Genomic DNA, 16,690 nt, shown 5'->3' on the forward strand with positions numbered 1-16,690 from the left:
GAGGAATTTTATATGAATTCACCCATTCTTCATTTCATCTCGCCGCCCATTCCTTATTTCGTGGACTGCGGACATGCCACCTACACCGCCGGAGATGTTCACATCAACCGCAACTGTATCGGCGTATTCGACCTGATCGTCGTTCTGAAAGGGCTTCTTCCTATTGGCGAAGACGACACAACCTGGGAACTGCGGGAAGGAGAAATTCTTATTCTCCGGCCGGACGGCTATCATTACGGCTCCGCTCCCTGTACCTGTGACACCAAGATTATCTGGATTCATTTCCAGACCTTCGGCAGCTGGAAGGAATGCCTCAGCATGGATGAATGTCTGGACAATCAGGCAGAGCTGATCGAAAGCCACAAGCAGAAGGCCTACCTGAATCATGCCGATGTCTGTTCCATCTTTATTCCCAAGACGATGAAGATCACCGGAAAAGCAATGGAGGTGCTGGACATGTTCTTTGAGCAGGAGCATGAGCCGCAGTCCATGCGCAACTGGAAGCGCCAGGCTTCCTTCCAGCTGTTCCTGCAGCATCTGGACCGCGATCTGGCCTCTCCCTCCGATGCGACCGCCATTCAGCTCGCGGAGAAAATTGAGCTGTTCATCCGCCACAATTACACGTCCGGCATCACCAACTCCATGCTGCAGAAGGAACTGAATTATCATCCCAACTACTTGGCCAAAAGCATGCTGAAGGTCTATGGAATGACCCCGATGGCTTATCTGCAGAACTATCGCCTGGAGCAGTCCAAGCGTCTACTGCTGCAAACTTCCTGGTCTGTTGCCCGCATCGCCGAAGAGGTCGGATTTCACCATGTCTCCCACTATTCCTCCTGCTTCTCCAAGAAAGAGGGGCTCTCTCCATCCGGCTTCCGCAGAAAGTTCATCCGGGAACGCTAATCCTTTTGACGTAGCCGGATGACATTCCACGACAGCCTGGACAAAACAGCTGTCAGCCTGCCTTCCGACACCGACGATTCCCCCCGGCTGTGCGGTGCCACGGCGTACGGATCAGATACGGTATTGACTGCTTTCACATCGTCATGCTCAAGCACGAGATGCTCTTCTACCCGGTAATTCAAGAATCCGCGCACATCACATTCCAGCAGCAGACTCTCCTGCAGACTTCTGTTCAGAGCGAAGATCACCAGTTCCCCTTCCGCCTCATTCCATACCACGGCGGAGTCTAGCAGCGGCACATCAGTGTAATCCTTGCTGTCGTACAGCGGAGAAGTAATCACCGGCCGTAATACGGTCCCTCTGCCGTACAGGGAAGTGTGCATGTAAGGATAGAAAATACTCTGCCTCCAGGCTGCGCCCCCGGTTTCGGTCATGATCGGCGCGATGGCGTTGACCAATTGGGCCAGACAGGCAATCTTAACGCGGTCAGCATGATTCAGCAGCGTAATCAGCATGCTGCCGACCATCAGTGCATCCTCGAAGGTGTAGCAGTCTTCAAGCTGTGCCGGAGCCACCTGCCAAGGTGTAATTTCCTTGTCGGTTTCCAGAGTATGAAACCATACATTCCATTCATCGAAGGAAAGGTTCAACGTCTTCCTGCTGCGCTTCTTTGCCTTGATGTAGTCGCACACAGCGACAATTTCCTTGATGAACAAGTCCATATCCAGTGATTTGGCCAGATAGTTCGCTGTATCATTCTCCGCATTGCCGTAATAGGTATGCAGTGACAGATAATCTACCTGCTCATAGGTATGATCCAGTACAGCAGCTTCCCACTGCGCATAGGTGGGCATGGACCGGAACGAACTTCCGCAAGCCACAAGTTCAATCGAAGGATCGACCAGCCGCATCGCTTTGGCTGTCTCGGCGGCAAGCCGTCCGTATTCCTCTGCCGTCTTCTGCCCGATCTGCCACGGGCCGTCCATTTCATTGCCGAGGCACCAGGTCTTGATGCCGTGGGGCTGCTGATAGCCATGCGAAATGCGCAGATCGCTATAATAGCTGCCGGAAGGATGATTACAGTATTCCAGCAGGTTGCGGGCGGCATCGACACCTCTGGTTCCGAGGTTGACGGCCATCATCACCTCGGCATTTAATTCTTTTGCCCAGCGGATAAATTCATTGGTCCCCACTTCATTGGTCTCCACTGTCCTCCAGGCCAGATCCAGCCTCCGCGGACGCGAAGCAGCAGGACCGACACCGTCCTCCCAATTGTAACCGGATACAAAATTACCTCCGGGATAACGGATCATCGGCACACCAATTTCCCGGATCAGACCGGCCACATCCTGGCGGAATCCTCTTTCGTCAGCCTGCGGATGCCCCGGCTCGTAGATTCCCCTATATACAGCCCTCCCTAAATGCTCGATAAACGAGCTGTATAGCCGGGGATCGGCCTCGGCTAGAGTATATGCTTTATCAATAGTCATCTTAGCTTTTTGTTGAATTTCCATCTTGTGGATCTCCTCCCCTATTTCAATATTTTCAACTTATGAAGCAAGCGTCTGCTTTTCTATTTTACTTGCACTTCCACTGCTATTAATACCAGGATATTGAATCTGTTTTTATAAATTCTCAACCTTTAGGAAGCATAAATAAGAGACAGGCAGCAGACCCTACAACGACAAAAAAACCTTGAAAGGCATTTCGCCAATCAAGGTTTACTGTATTTACAGCAACGGTAAGATTCCTAATATCGTAAAAAGCGCACCCACACTTATGGCAATGGTTCCGGAAAATTTAACCGATTCCAGATAGGAGTCGCTGGGATCGGAATCCCCTTTCACTTTCCATCCCACATTCATCCGCCATCCGCTTGCCGGATTCTTACGGATATATATCCCGAACGCTACAGTGGTGAGTCCGAGTATCATGATGACAATTCCGGTAATCATATGATCAGCCCCTTTTAAAATTATACGGGCATACCCGGAATTTGTTTCTTTAAATCCCTTTTTTCGGAATGCTATTTTTTCAAATGATAAGGCACTGTAGTTATGATAACGTTCCTGCGGTAAAGCAAATGTGCGCGGATCAGCAGGCTGGACTGATTATGCAGGATGTTGTGCCAGCCCTTCTTCGGGATAAACTGCGGTACAATCACGGTCACCTGGTAATTCGATTCACTCGCCTTGCGCTGCACGGTGTCGATAAATTTGGTCAGCGGATGAATGATGCTGCGGTAAGGCGAATACAGCGTCACCAGCCTCACTTCAGGATGGAATTTCTTCCACTTCTCTTCGAATATCGCATCATCCTCCCGCTCGAAAGGAACGTGGACGGCAATAATCTGTTCGGCGGACAGTGACTTGGCATAACGCAGCGAATTCTCCACCACATGCGTAATTCCGGCAACCGGAAGGATGATAATATTCCCCTCAATCGCCAGAGGCGGTTCGCAGGTCGTAATCCGCAGCTGATCGGCCACCGCTTCATAGTGCTTACGGATTCGGTAAAAGAGCAGGATAATCAGCGGCAAAAAGATCAGCACTGGCCACACCTGCGTAAATTTAGTCATGAAAAACATCATCGTGACGACGAAGCTGATGACTGCCCCGGTTGTGTTGATAATCAGCTTAGGGATCCAGCCTTCCGGCTTCTGGCGGATCCATTTGATCATCATGCCGGTCTGTGAGAGGGTGAAGGGAATAAATACGCCCACCGCATACAGCGGAATCAGATGTTCAGTACGGCCTTCAAAAGCAATGATCAGAATAATGGACAATACGCCAAGACTGACAATCCCGTTGGAATACCCCAGCCGGTCGCCGCGGACCGTGAACATTCTCGGAATGAATTTATCCTTGGCCAGATTGACCGCAAGCAGCGGAAAAGCCGAATATCCGGTATTGGCCGCCAGAACCAGAATCAAGGCCGTTGTGCCTTGCACAAAGAAATACATAAAGTTCCGGCCAAAGACCTGCTCGGCAATTTGCGAGACCACCGTAACCTCTTCACTAGGGATGATCCCGTAATAATAAGCCAAGAGCACAATTCCGGAAAACAGGACCGCAAGTAAGATCCCCATCGCCGCCAAGGTTTTGGCCGCATTGTTCGGTGCCGGAGCCTTGAAGTTAGGAATGGCATTGGAAATGGCCTCCACTCCCGTCAGCGCCGAGCTCCCGGAGGAAAATGCCTTCAGGAGCAGAAACAGGCTGATCCCGGCTACCGGTGTACCGATGGGGGTATGCAGTTCAGCAGGCACTCGACCTGTTAAAACGTTGAACAGACCAAGTCCGATCATAATAAACAATGCAAGAACAAATAAGTAGACCGGATAAGCAAGGAAGGAGGCCGATTCTGTAACCCCCCGCAAATTCAGCGTCGTAATCAGCAGGACAAATACAACGGCAATAATTACATTATACGGATGCAAGCTTGGAAAAGCTGAAGTAATCGCGTCAGTACCGGCGGATACACTCACCGCAACCGTCAATATATAGTCGACCAATAGCGAGCCGCCGGCGATCAGGCCGGGATACTTCCCGAGGTTTTCCTTGGAAACGACGTAGGCTCCGCCGCCGTGAGGATAAGCATAAATAATTTGCCGGTAAGATAAAATCAGGGCCGTCAGCAGCACCAAAACACCGATGGCAATCGGGATGGAATACCAGAAGGCTGCTGCACTAATGGTGATCAGAACCAGCAGGATTTGTTCAGGACCATAAGCGACAGAGGATAAAGCATCCGAAGATAAAATAGCCAGCGCTTTGGTTTTGTTCAGTTTTTGGTCGCCCAGTTGATCCGACTTAAGCGGACGTCCAATCAGCAATCTTTTTACCGAAGACATCATCAGCCTCACCCGCACTTTTTTAATGTTATATTACCCTTGGAAGTAAATAATAATCTGAGTCCGACCGAAGTATAAATTACCTTATTGCTTAAAGTATATCTTGATCGGTACAATTCATCCCATAAATATACATTTCAGCGACGGATTGCGCAATAGATTTAATTATGACTATCTCTGGACACCCAAAAACAATCAGCCTGAACCGGCTGCTCGTTATGAGCTGCGGTTCAGGCTGACTGGTGGATGACAACGGATTGCTTAAGAAATTACGGTCTTAACAGGAACAAATGCTGTACAATAACTGCCGCCTGCGCCCGGGAAGCCTGCGCTTTAGGCGCATAGCTGTTATTGCCTACGCCTTGAATGATTCCCGCTCCGCTCATGCCTTGAACTGCCGCCAGTGCGTATTCGGAAATGTTGGACGCATCCTTGTATGCAGCGGTTTGGCCCGAGCCCTGAAGCGGCAGATAGGCCTGCCGGGCTGCGCGGAATGCAATCAGCGCCATTTCCTCACGGGTGATGGGTGCGTCCGCACCAAAGGTTCCGTCCGGTCTGCCCAGTACGATGCCCAGCTGCTGGGCTGCCGCAACGGAACTGTAATACCAGTCATCCGGTGCAGCATCGGTGAAGGTGCTTGCCGCTTCGCTATCGTCCAAATCTAGCGCCAGCATCAGCATCTTCAGGAACTCTGCCCGGGTTACCTTCAAGCTGGGCCCGAAAGTATGGGTATCCGTCCCCTCAAGGATTCCCCTGACGGCAAGTGCCTCAATACTGCCCTTCGCCCATTCCATTCCGGCAATATCGCCAAAGATACTCTCTGCATAACCTGCAGCATATTTACTGAAATGCGCCGGACTGAAGTCCACTTTACCGGTCAGCAGGTTGTATTTGGAATTTCTGATGACCTCCGCCTGACCCTTATCAAGGATATGATAAATGACTATTTTCTCGGCTGCAGCTGCAGCCGGACGGTCGTAGTTCAGCGATACCTTCAGGCCGCCGTCAAATTGCTTCACCGGCTGCCCGTCAACGGAGAAGCCCAGTTCATAGATATTGCCAAGGTTACCCTGAACCGTAATCTGTTCACTGCCTGATTTGGCAACAGTAAATGTAAGGCTTGAGGAAGCTGATCCGGCTGCCCGCCGAATAAGTTCCGCATCCAGCCGGAAGCTGGACAGTCCCAAGTCTATCTCCACCGTCCGGACTCTCCCGGAGACGGCTTGAACCATTACCTGCGCTGGCAGCGTCAGCTGGACGGCAGTGGTATCCGCAGGGGAGCGCACTTCAATCCGGAGTGTATCCGTCTGAACGGCTTCCACCGCCTTTGTGATCGTTATTGCGGATAGCTCTGCCGTGACTTTTCCATTCACATTTGCTGCCAGGGAGACTGTAATTCCATTGACACCCGCTGTAATTTGCGGCTGTTTGCCGGTTGTCACGATAGACGGCAGATTTCCGCCCGGTTGCGGGGGCTGGTTACCATCCTTGATCTCCAGATTCATCGTCCCCGCAACGCCCGGACTCTCACCAGAAGCTGCCTTCACGGTGATCTTTCCGGCAGCTATTGCAGTGACCAGACCCGTTTCCGTAATGGTTGCCCTGACCGTAGAGGAACCGTCGGCATTATACACGGACCACGTAACCGTAGTACCGGTGGTGCCTACGGGCAGGACAGCCGCATGCATTTGCAGCTTTTGCCCGGTCTGCAGTACACTCACGTTGCCTGCAGAAGTGACGTTTATTTGGGTAGCAACTTTAGGAATGACCCGGATAACAGCCTGCGCTTCATGCTTAATCGGGAAATTCAGGATCCCATTCGACCCGCTGAAAGCAGCGAATTTCAGCGGCACTGAAATTTCAGCTGCCGTCTCCTTGGCCCGGAAGCTGATTTCGATAAATTCCCTGGCGTCGGTCAGAGCAACTCCTTCCGCTGCTGCTGCACTGACGCTGAGTTGCCCCGGATGATCTGCGGAGACAGGACTAAGCGTAATCCCCTCAACGAGACTCCGGGCGGAGATAAATTCTATCCCGGCCGCAGCATAATCCAGCGTAAAGTCCGCGGAGTATACCGACCTGTAGACGGAATCAGTAACATTGGCAATACCGACCCGGTAGGCAAATTCCTGCCCGGGCGACACGGTGACAGGCCCGTTCAGTGTCGCCGAAGGCAACCCGGCTGCAACTTCCTCCTGCCCGCTGATTACCACCTCCAGACTGCCGCTGATCCGGCTGCCGTCGAGCGCAGCCGCGGTCACTAGAACGGTCCCGTTTGCTTTTGCCGCAAGTAGCCCGTTTTCATCAATGGAGGCCTTAGGGGTAGAAGTCATTCCGTCAGGCTCCGTCACGGTCCAGTGCACATTGCGGTTGGCCGCATTCTCCGGAAGCACAACTGCCTGAAGCTGAAGAACGCCTTTATCCGTTTCGATCGTCTTCCTGCCCTCTTCACCACTTACAGTAATGGAAGAGACCTTCTCTCCTGGCACTTGTGATTGGCTCAAGAGGCGCATCGGCGGCTGAGGATTCCAGCCGTCGCTGCCGGCCAGCACAGCCTGAACGGTAATGGCCTGCGCCTCTTCTGCCGTTAATTGCTTGGACCAGCTGTAGCGTGCGGCTGCGTTGGCCCCCTCCCCATAGCTCATATACTCGGAGAAACGTGCCGTCCGGGAACGGCCTTCATACCATTCATGCCAGCCGCTTGGCTTGATGTGGGCTCCCATATCTGTATTGATGAAGGTGGAGCTGCCATAGTCTCTCCACGGTCTGCCCAAGTCCACGCTTCCAGCGGCCACCCCTTCACCGGCAGTCAGGCGGTTATTCAGGAATACATATCCCGGTTTACCCGCTTCCGTGGAAGGAGCAGTTACATAGCCGGCGCCCGCGCTTTGAATGACATTGTTCTCGAACACTGCAGCGGCGTTGCCGAAGATAAAATCCACAGTCCCTTCAATATGGCTGTCCACGAAATAAGCTCTTCCTTTATCTGCGAACAGCGTATCCTGATATCCGAGCAGCTTGACGTTGCGGTATACGCCCCGGTCCCCTTCGGCATATAGGGCTACAGCCTGCCCGGCAGTCCGGCCAGCACTGTTCTGAACCGTCATATTCACCAGCGTGAAATCTGTTGCCGCCACTTTAAGCGTATAACTGCCGCTGGTGCCCATTTCTTTGCCGTCCGGCCCTATCGTCTTGGCCGAGTCTGCGTTGACGAGCAAGGTGCCTTCCCGGCTTTCGCCGATGATGCGCAGATTCTTCTTGCCTGCCGGCACCAGCACCTTCTCTGGATACGTTCCGTTCTTCACCTTGATGATCGTCGTGAGCGTGCTGTTATCAGGTGAAGCCAGGATTGCTTCGTTGAGTGTCTTGTAATCTCCCGCTCCGCTCTGATCGACTACCATGACCGGGGCCGGAACCGCACTGACTGCCATGGACGGAAGACTAGCCGCGCCTCCGCTGCCGTCAACGGCGATTACCGCATAATCATAAACGGTTCCATTTGCCAGTCCGGTATCGGTATACGCTGCTTCACCGATCCCTTCAGCAACGACCCTATAGTCGCCGCCAGTCTCCGAACGGATAATCCGGTAGCTGCTGTTGCCTGCAGATGCAGTCCAGCTCAGCTTCACTTCCCCGTTGCCAGGTTCAGCTGTAACCCCTTGAGGAATACCGGGCTGGCCGGCGTTCTGGAACGGAACCGTTCCGGCAACATCCGATGCCAGCCCGCTGCGGGTGCCTGCGGCGGCGGCCACCTTGTAATAATATGGCGTACCATTCGCCAGTCCGGTATCGTCATAGCTGGTGCCGCTGATCTCCGCAGCGAGCAATTCATATGGGCCTTCCGGCGACAATGCCCGTGTTACTCTATAGCTGTCCGCGTCCCCGACGGCCGTCCAGTTCACCTTAACGGCACTATCACCGGCCTGGACGGTTACTTCAGGCGTTGCCAAGGCCGTGAGCGGCTGTGCTTCCACAGGCAGTGAGTCCTCACCCTCCCCGGCAACATTGACTGCTGAGATGACAAAACGGTAAGTTTGCCCGTTGGTTAACCCCCCGATGCGGTAAGCGGTATCCGTGAGGCCCTCCGCCACCGGTTCATAGCGGTCCGCTGCTGCATTCCATTGCTTGACGGTATAGCTTTCCGCATATTTCACCGCATTCCAGCTCAGCTCTAGCTGGGCATTCCGGCTTACCGCCGCAAGCTGCTCCGGCGCGGGCAATTTCACTGCCGAAGCGGAAGGAGTTATGCTGATTTCATTGGAGTTGCCCGATTCACCGGAGAGAGCCACGGCAGTAATAACGTAATAATACGTGGTTTCATTGGTGAGCTCTTTATCCACATAGGAAGTCTCCGTAATGGCACTGGCAGCCGTATCATAGGGGCCGCCGGCTGTAAGTGCCCGTTTAACATTATAGGAGGCCGCCCCTTCAAGTGCAGGCCATTTCAGCTGCGCTGCTCCGTTGCCGGGAAGACCGGTTAACCCGAGCGGCGTTGCGACTGGCTCCACGTAAACCTTCAGATTATCCAGATAATAATTGCCGGAACCGCCGCCCGGTGTTTTGGACAGGATCCGCCCAATACCATATCCCGCAAAATTTGTGGTGGTAAACGGAAAAGAGCCTGCAAGCTGGTTGTCGATATAGACCTCGACTTCATCACCCTGCACATCCACCTTCAGCTTCAGGTTATACCACTGGTTCAGTGCGTAGGCGCTCATCAGCTGATGGTATTGGCTGCTCCCCCTGCTCATCGTCAGTGTGTATTTGCCCGCTGCGGCCGGAAGCGTCGGTTTGCGGCTCTCAATGGAGAACGCGGTTTTGCTTCCATCCGCACTCTGGGCCTGCAGGAACACTGAAGTGCCCGATTCCGCAGCGAACATAAAATCGGTATCGATCACCAGCGCACCTGTCATTGGCGTGAACTTGCGGATAAACTGCACATTGCCGTTCGCGGAATCATACACATTCAGCACTTGTGCCGACGTGTTTCCCTTGCTTCCGGATGGTGTGGCAGAAACAACCACTTTTTGCGCATCGGTCTGTGGATTCGGAGATACCTCATAATACTCGGGCGTGGTGCCCGCAGCCACCCGCTCGAAATCCTCATCCACATAATAGATATTGCCCGCTTCAGCCTTAGGCTCGGCACTCGCCTCGTCCGAATCGAAGCTTTCACCGAATTCGTTCACGGCACTGACCGTATAATAGTAGGTTTTTCCCGGACTTACATCAAGATCGGTATAGAGGTTGCCTGTGTTGTCTTTGTTTACCAGCGTATAGGGCCCGCCCGAAACCTCACTTCGTTTAATGCTGTAGGTCTTGGCAAAAGGGACCGGCTCCCATTTCAGCTCCACCTTCTTGCTGCCTCCCGCAGCTATAAGTCCAAGGGGTGTTGCCGGGAACTTATCGTCAAGGGTTTTCAGTTCCACACCGCTGAAGCGGGAGATATTATAGCGGTTAACTTCGTTATCCGCCTTGGCAGCATCGGCGGCAAGACCCATATAAACCGTCTCTTTCAGCCCAAGGTTCACTGTGCCCACCTTGCTCCATGCCACCTTATCCGGCGAGACCAGCCCTGTCACTTCGTCGCCAAGCCGGACCAGCTTCACCCAATAAGGGGTGGTGATAAAACTATCAGGTTCCGTCCTAACTACCTTGGCCCCTGTTACGGAGCGGGTAATTAGAACTCCTTTTTTGCCATATTTCACATAAGGAATCGCCATCATAGCCATCTTGGCATCAGGCTGCAGGCTGTCGCGGATCATCACTCCCACTTTCGCATCATCATCTGTCGCCGTTACAGAATCAATCTTGGCAATCAGTTCTCCGTTGCCCTCCAGGGTCTGATAGGCAAAGTGGAAGTTATCCTCCGTTTTGACACTCTCCGAGGCGGCACCTACCAGCCCCGCTGATTTGACGGTGACCTGCCCGGTCTCTGCATTAACCGAGGTATGTCCGGCAATACCCGGATTTCCGATATCCGCTGGTGTCCATGGACCGGTACTGCCTGAGGCATTGACATGAACTGCAACATTGTCCGACTGTATCTTAAGGCCTTTGTTGTCGGTAGCCTGAACAACGAGATAATAAGTTCCGTCCTGCACATTTTTCCATTCGAAGCGGTAAGGTGCTGTGGCAGCTTCTCCCTGCTTCACACCATTTACGATAAATTCAACCTTGGCTATCCCGTCTTTGTCGCTCGCGGAAGCCGTTAAGGTTACATCACTGCCCGCCTCCAGAATCTGATTGTTGGTTGGAAAACTGATAGCGGTTACAGGATTGTCGGTATGTTCTCCGCTTGCTGTGGCCTGAACAATCAGATCATTCAGATAAACTTCAAGATTGGTGTAGCCTTCACTTGACAGCGACGTTCCGTTGCGGTCGGCAGGATCGGACGGCAACAGGCCTCTTGCTGTTTCCCAGGCGTCGTCCATTCCGTCATGATCCTGGTCGACCACCTTGGAGGCAGTCTCCGGGTAGTCGGGATACCCGCCAATTTCCAATGGAGAATTGATATGCTGTCCGGTACGGTTCTTTACATCATTCATCACACGCGCATCGTAGGCATCCCGTCTCGGCAAAGTGGCTCCGGCTCCGGCTAGAACATTCGCATACGCATCGCTGGCCGGCTCTTCCACATAAGGGTTCGGCATCACTGCCGGCTCCGCCAGCTTTGAACTGTCCGAGTGGCTCTGAACGCCTTTCCAGTTATCCGCTGTGACCTCCGGACTGCCGTCCATCACATTTCCTGCCAGATACAGCTTCGTAACCGGCGCTACTTCCCCGAATAACTGTTTTTTCACGCTGCTGTAAGTATTGGGGCCATTTTTATAGTAGTTGTTGCTGATATTGTACAAATAACCTTCAGCTCCGCCGCCATAGGTCGATGCGAAACCCCAGTTGTAAATAACATTGTTCGTCATTTCCGTCAGATCGACCAGCCTCGTTATCGTGGGCAGCCGGGGATTGCGGCTGGTACTATGGGCAATGAGGTTATGATGATAGCTGGCATTTTTGCCGCCCCAGATGCCGCCGTAGCCGTGCCGCCCTTTATGATGGCTGGTCATCAGCATGCTTTCTGCGGAGATCGACCATTGCACCGTAGTATTCTCATTGTCATACAGGCTGACCACTTCATCGACCGACCAGCTGAACGAGCTGTGGTCAATGATGATGTTCTTGTGATAACGCGAGCCGAAGGCATCATCTTCACTGACAACCCGGTCTCCGAGTCTAAAGCGCATATAACGCATAATGATATTGTCGGCTTCTATGGATGTCGTATAATCGGCTACGGTTATGCCATCGCCCGGTGCGGTCTGGCCGGCAATCGTCAGATTGGAGCCGGTGATCTTCAGCGACTCCTTCAGACGGATCGTTCCTCCTACACGGAATACGATCGTCCGGTTGCTCCCGCTTACCGCATCGCGGAGAGAACCGGGGATCGGCGTTTCGTTGCGCCCGTAATCAGCCAACGTTGTAACCTCATACACAGCCTGTGCCCTGCCGCCGGTTACATATTTGCCGCCGCCCTCTGCACCAGGGAAAGCAGGAAGCGCTTCCAAAAGTGCGGCCTCAGCAGTGCCGAATGGAACACTTGTCGCAAGGAGACCGGCTATCAGCAGCTCCGCCAACCATTTTTTCTTCATACAAAACCTCCTAGGTTATATGAGAATGCGGAGAGCTCCGGCAGTTGCCGGAACTCTCCGAAAGTGAAGCCTTCTTTATGCCTTCCCTTGATAGCGGAAATACGAGAAATCGGCGCTGCTGCCGCCGAACTGCCCCATATCATGCGCAGCAATACCTACGAAGTTGCCTGTGAAGCCTCCAGACAGGAAGCTTATATTATATTCTCCGCCCAGCGGTTTCCACGCCGCCGCTTCACCGGCGAGATACATGAACTGCGCGTTCACTTCGCTCACTTCCACTGCAATCTGCACAGTTTCACCTGCATTCAGATCAATAATTACAGGCTCGGCAGTAAATTCATCGGCCGCGCAGCGCATCAGCCGCAGCACTTTACCGCGTCCTTCTTCATGGCTGATATAGGCGTACAGATAATTATCTTCATTGAGGTACAGCAGGAGACCTGCCATCTGCAGATAGCTGGCTGGCTCGGCTTCAAGCGCTGTCTCTGCGCGGAAGCTGCTGTCCGTCTGGCGGATGGCCAGGATATGGTGCCGGAACAGGCTTTGCACCGATTCCCCGGCCCTGATCCGCAGCCATCCCGGTCTTTCCGCCAGAGAACACCAGCTTTCATCTGCCGTTATCCGCAGCGTATTCCAGTTCTTCTTCAGCGCCGGACCGCTGAAATCATCCTCGAAATCCAAGGCGCGGTTCTGCTTCCCGACCTTCGTTCCTTTTGGTGCCTGCACCTCCAGCAGAGGCGTGCTGCCCCCGGAGGTCAGCCGCAGCCAGCCGTCTTCGGTCCAATATACCTGCTGCAGGGCGGTTTCACGCCCGAGAATGGCATATTCACCCTCCAGCGGACGTGTGCATAAATGTGCCATATACCATTCCCCGTCCGGCGTCTCGACCAGACTGCCGTGACCGGCGCATTGCAGCGGCAGCTCAGGATTATTGCGGGAGGTCAGCATCGGATTGAGCGGATCTACTTCGTATGGTCCAAGCAGTGAAGTGGAGCGTGCCACAGTTACGGCATGGCCGGAGCCGGTCCCGCCCTCTGCGGTAATCAGGTAGTAATAGCCGCCGCGCTTGTAAATATGAGGCGCTTCGGTCTTCTTGAGGTCGGTGCAGTCGAAGATTTTGACCGGTTCACCGATTAACCGGCGCTGCTCCGGAGCGTATTCCTGAATGACAATGCCGGAGGATTTATTACCTTCGGTGATGCGGTAATCCCATAGTTCATTCAGCAGCCATTTCCGCCCGTCCTCATCATGATACAGCGACGGATCAAAGCCGCTGCTGTTCAGATACACCGGCTCACTCCAGGGCCCTTCGATGTCCGGGGCGGTGATCAGGTAGTTATGACAGTCCTTGAACGGCCGTTTCGTGCTCTTCACATCTGTATAGATCAGGTAAAACAATCCATCCTGATAGCTGAGCTGCGGCGCCCAGATGCTGCAGTTCTTCGGATTTCCCCTCAGATCCACCTGATGGGTCAGAATATCCGTACAATGCTCCCATTCGGCCAGATCTGCGGACTGGTATACCCGCACACCAGGCAGCCATTCAAACGAGGATACCGCGATATAATACATTTCTCCTGCCCGTACCAGGCAAGGATCCGGGTTAAAGCCCCTTAGTATTGGATTCTGTATAATGCCTGTCTTCGTGTGCTCTGAAATCATTCCCTGGCTCCTTCCGTTTGTCATGTTCCAATATCATTCTTCCAGACCGCTGAGATCTTCCTGTGAAGGGGCTACTGTCACCTGCTGCACCAGTTCCTCCGCTTGGCGCGTATTTCTGGACTGGCAGCCGCTGATTTCCACCTCTTCCCCGTTCTCAATATAAAACGCCGGCCCTTCATGATTCTCTATCGTTACCTGCCGGAAGCGGATACCCCTGACATTGCCGAGATAGAAGCCGCGGTTATTCATCTCCTGAATCCCGGACATCATCGCCGGACGTCCCGGAACGGCATTCTCCGCCATGGAGATATCGATATCGGAGAAGGTAATTTCCGAGATATATTGCTCTGCCAAACCGTAGAGAAAACCTGCTGCCGCATGAACCTGCCGCGCAGTAATATTGGCAAAATGAATCCGTCTGAAGTTTGGAGTTTCCTCCGTCACCGGATAGGGATTTTTGTCCCAGACATATTTGTCCTTGCCGCGTGGACCGCAGAAGTAATAGAGGTTCAGGATAAACGGACAGATTACGTCCTCCATCACAATGTTGCTGACACGGATGTCTTCGACCACACCCCCGCGCCCGCGTCTGGACTTCAGCCGGATGCCGCGGTCCGTCTGCTTGAACACGCAGTTGCTGATGACGACATTGCGGATATCGCCGCTCATTTCACTGCCCAGCACCACACCGCCGTGACCGTGAATCATGGTGCAGTTCGTAATTGCAATATTCTCGCAAGCAATCCGTTCCTTCGTGTCCTCTGTCCCCGCCTTAATGGCGATGCAGTCATCCCCCACGTCGATATGGCAGTTGCTGATCCGCACGTTCACGCAGGATTCCGGATCAATGCCATCCGTGTTGGGTGAATCGGCCGGGTTGTGGATCGACAGATTATCAATGGTCACATCCTGGCAGCGGATGGGATTGACCGTCCAGCTCGGGGAGTTCACCAAGGTCAAATCTTTAAGCGTAACCCTGTTGCAGCTGTCAAAGCTGATCAGCTTCGGCCGGGGATACTGCAGCTCTTCGGGGGAATTGCGCTGCTTCTCCCACCACGGCCCGCCGTTACCATCCAGCTTGCCGCCGCCGGTCACTGACACATTAACCAAGTTCATGCCGAAGATGCAGGAAGCATGAACCCCACGCTTCACTCCCTCCCAGCGGGACTCCACTACTGGATAATCCTCAGGGTCCGAGCTGAAGGAGAGGATAGCACCGGGGCTTAGACGCAGTTCGATATTGCTGCTAAGAATGACCGCGCCTGTACGATAGGTGCCGGAAGGAATATATACAGTACCGCCTCCGGCTTCGCTCGCCGCTTGAATCGCCCCGGCAATAGCTGCCGTCGACAGCTCCGTGCTGTTCTTGTGTGCTCCGAAGTCATCAATGCTATAAAATGACATATGGCTTCACCTATTCCTTCCCGGCGGCCGGACGCTGCAGGAATTCGTACTCCCCGCAAGCGAGCAGGAATGCGCCAAGCCCTTTTTGATCATTGGTGATGATCGGCTCACTGATATAGTAGGCGTAGCTGCCGTCTCTCCGGTCATCCCCGCCGAGTCCGGCGACTTGGCAGTTTTTGTTCAAGTTAGCCCAGCCGCTGTTCGTCACAAGCACAAATTCCGCGATCAGCCCCTGATAGGCGCGATCCAGCGTTTCGAGCCAGCTATTATCCAGCAGACCAAGCCGGATGCCCTTGGCGATCGCATAGGTAATCATGCTGGAAGCGGAGGCCTCCAAATAGTTGCCTTTGCGTCCACCCTCATTGACAACCTGATACCATACCCCGCTGTCTTGATCCTGATACTTGCGCAAAGTGGAGAGCGTATCTTGAAGAATACTCACCAGCGTGCCGTAATCGGTATGTTCGGCAGGAAGCATCTCAAGCACATCGGCCAGCGCCATCACATACCAGCCCAGGGAGCGCCCCCAGAAATTCGGTGACAGTCCGGTTTCAGGATCGCACCACGGCTGAACACGCTGTTCATCCCAGGCATGATACAAGAGTCCCGTGTGTTCGTCCTTGGTATGGCGCGCACAAAGGATGAACTGGCGGGTTACATCTTCCAGACCTTTCCCTTCTTCGAAGGCGAGCAAATGCTCCAGATAGAAGGGTGATCCCATATACAAGCCATCAAGCCAGATTTGGTAGGGATAAATTTTTTTATGCCAAAATGCACCTTCCGAGGTCCGGGGATGCGCTGTGATTTGCTTTCTTAACAATGCGGCTGCCTTTTTGTATTTCTCCTGGCCTGTTTCCCGGTGAAGAACGAACAGCAGCTTTCCGTTATTGAGATGATCAATATTGTATTCTTCGAGCCGGTAGCCCTTCACTGAACCGTCTTCCCCGATGAAATAGTCCATGTTTTCCTGAATATAATGGTAATACTTCGCTTCACCGGTCTGTTTCCACAGCAGTTCGAAGCCCTTCAGAATAACACCGTAATCATAAGACCACTTGCCCTTATACCCTTTGTCCTCATATAATCTAGGCGTCCGTTCCATGATGGAATCCGCCATCTTTACAGCCCAGTTCAAGTTTGCTGAAGATTTATTCGTGTTTGCCATGTGTTCCTCCTTGGTTGGATAAAATACGGTCCTATCCGCCATCATCGGCGGATAGGACCT

Annotated in this window: 8 protein-coding genes; 1 reads left to right on the forward strand and 7 read right to left on the reverse strand. The window is 53.2% G+C overall.

Going from position 1 to position 16,690, the window contains the following annotated elements; genetic code table 11:
• The first annotated feature begins 12 nt into the window (after positions 1-12).
• Positions 13-903, forward strand: a complete 891-nt coding sequence (locus H70357_RS28325) for a helix-turn-helix transcriptional regulator (protein WP_038596270.1) — start codon at positions 13-15, stop codon at positions 901-903.
• Here the strand turns inward: H70357_RS28325 and arfA are convergent.
• The 7 genes from arfA to H70357_RS28360 all read right to left on the reverse strand — a co-directional run bounded on the left by arfA (position 900) and on the right by H70357_RS28360 (position 16,630).
• Complete coding sequence (gene arfA / locus H70357_RS28330) at positions 900-2,417, reverse strand: arabinosylfuranosidase ArfA (protein WP_038596271.1); 1,518 nt, start codon at positions 2,415-2,417, stop codon at positions 900-902. The genes H70357_RS28325 and arfA overlap by 4 nt on opposite strands.
• Before the next feature lie 216 nt (positions 2,418-2,633).
• Positions 2,634-2,858, reverse strand: a complete 225-nt coding sequence (locus H70357_RS28335; RefSeq protein ID WP_052092303.1) for a DUF6199 family natural product biosynthesis protein — start codon at positions 2,856-2,858, stop codon at positions 2,634-2,636.
• A 71-nt stretch (positions 2,859-2,929) separates the two neighbouring features.
• Positions 2,930-4,756, reverse strand: a complete 1,827-nt coding sequence (locus H70357_RS28340; protein WP_038596274.1) for an APC family permease — start codon at positions 4,754-4,756, stop codon at positions 2,930-2,932.
• Positions 4,757-5,022: 266 nt separating this feature from the next.
• Positions 5,023-12,399, reverse strand: a complete 7,377-nt coding sequence (locus H70357_RS28345; RefSeq protein WP_052092304.1) for a pectinesterase family protein — start codon at positions 12,397-12,399, stop codon at positions 5,023-5,025.
• Positions 12,400-12,474: 75 nt separating this feature from the next.
• Positions 12,475-14,061, reverse strand: a complete 1,587-nt coding sequence (locus tag H70357_RS28350) for a glycoside hydrolase family 43 protein (RefSeq protein WP_038596275.1) — start codon at positions 14,059-14,061, stop codon at positions 12,475-12,477.
• 33 nt (positions 14,062-14,094) lie between these two features.
• Positions 14,095-15,465, reverse strand: a complete 1,371-nt coding sequence (locus H70357_RS28355; protein WP_038596278.1) for a glycoside hydrolase family 28 protein — start codon at positions 15,463-15,465, stop codon at positions 14,095-14,097.
• Positions 15,466-15,475: 10 nt separating this feature from the next.
• Positions 15,476-16,630, reverse strand: coding sequence for a glycoside hydrolase family 88/105 protein (locus H70357_RS28360; protein WP_038596281.1), 1,155 nt, complete (start codon positions 16,628-16,630; stop codon positions 15,476-15,478).
• Between the last annotated feature and the right edge of the window lie 60 nt (positions 16,631-16,690).

Origin of the sequence: Paenibacillus sp. FSL H7-0357, assembly GCF_000758525.1 — a bacterium.
Taxonomy (GTDB): Bacteria; Bacillota; Bacilli; order Paenibacillales; family Paenibacillaceae; genus Paenibacillus_AQ.

What these genes read in the sequence shown, in the direction of transcription:
- H70357_RS28355 (WP_038596278.1), bottom strand. Translation starts at nt 15,465, where the DNA reads ATGTCATTTTATAGCATTGATGACTTCGGAGCACACAAGAACAGCACG.
- H70357_RS28325 (WP_038596270.1), top strand. Translation starts at nt 13, where the DNA reads ATGAATTCACCCATTCTTCATTTCATCTCGCCGCCCATTCCTTATTTC.
- H70357_RS28335 (WP_052092303.1), bottom strand. Translation starts at nt 2,858, where the DNA reads ATGATTACCGGAATTGTCATCATGATACTCGGACTCACCACTGTAGCG.
- H70357_RS28360 (WP_038596281.1), bottom strand. Translation starts at nt 16,630, where the DNA reads ATGGCAAACACGAATAAATCTTCAGCAAACTTGAACTGGGCTGTAAAG.
- arfA (WP_038596271.1), bottom strand. Translation starts at nt 2,417, where the DNA reads ATGGAAATTCAACAAAAAGCTAAGATGACTATTGATAAAGCATATACT.
- H70357_RS28350 (WP_038596275.1), bottom strand. Translation starts at nt 14,061, where the DNA reads ATGATTTCAGAGCACACGAAGACAGGCATTATACAGAATCCAATACTA.
- H70357_RS28340 (WP_038596274.1), bottom strand. Translation starts at nt 4,756, where the DNA reads ATGATGTCTTCGGTAAAAAGATTGCTGATTGGACGTCCGCTTAAGTCG.
- H70357_RS28345 (WP_052092304.1), bottom strand. Translation starts at nt 12,399, where the DNA reads ATGAAGAAAAAATGGTTGGCGGAGCTGCTGATAGCCGGTCTCCTTGCG.